Origin of the sequence: Virgisporangium ochraceum, assembly GCF_016863655.1 — a bacterium.
GTDB classification, from domain to species: domain Bacteria; phylum Actinomycetota; class Actinomycetes; order Mycobacteriales; family Micromonosporaceae; genus Virgisporangium; species Virgisporangium ochraceum.
Genome location: NZ_BOPH01000196.1, coordinates 1 through 664, shown reverse-complemented (window position 1 = coordinate 664; position 664 = coordinate 1). Strand labels below are relative to the sequence as shown.

Sequence of the window (664 nt, the reverse complement as noted above, 5' to 3'; positions counted from 1 at the left end):
GTACGGCTGCCACGAGAACTACCTCGTGTCGCGGCACGGGGAGTTCGGCCGGCTCGCCGACATCCTCATCCCGTTCCTGGTCACCCGGCAGTTGATCTGCGGCGCCGGCAAGGTGCTGCAGACCCCGCGCGGGGCCGTCTACTGCCTGTCGCAGCGGGCCGAGCACATCTGGGAGGGTGTCTCCTCGGCGACCACCCGCTCGCGTCCGATCATCAACACCCGCGACGAGCCGCACGCCGACGCCGAGCGCTACCGGCGACTGCACGTCATCGTCGGTGACTCGAACATGAACGAGGTCACCACGCTGCTCAAGGTCGGCTCGGCCGACATCGTGCTGCGGATGATCGAGGCCGGCGTCGCGATGCGTGACCTCACCCTGGAGAACCCGATCCGGGCCATCCGCGAGGTGTCGCACGACGTCACCGGGCGGCGCAAGGTGCGGCTGGCCAGCGGCAAGGAGGCCTCCGCGCTGGAGATCCAGCAGGAGTACTACGAGAAGGCCACCGAGTTCTGCGACCGCCGCGGCGTCGACGAGGTGACCAAGCGGGTGCTCGACCTGTGGGGCCGGGTGCTCGCCGCTGTCGAGTCCGGCGACCTCAACTCGGTCGACCGCGAGATCGACTGGGTCACCAAGCTGCGGGTGATCGAGGGCTACCAGCGCAAG

Annotated in this window: 1 protein-coding gene; it reads left to right on the top strand. The window is 69.0% G+C overall.

Going from position 1 to position 664, the window contains the following annotated elements; genetic code table 11:
- Positions 1 to 664 (top strand): proteasome accessory factor PafA2 family protein (locus Voc01_RS52665; RefSeq protein WP_203935347.1); only part of this gene is annotated, 664 nt, incomplete at both ends.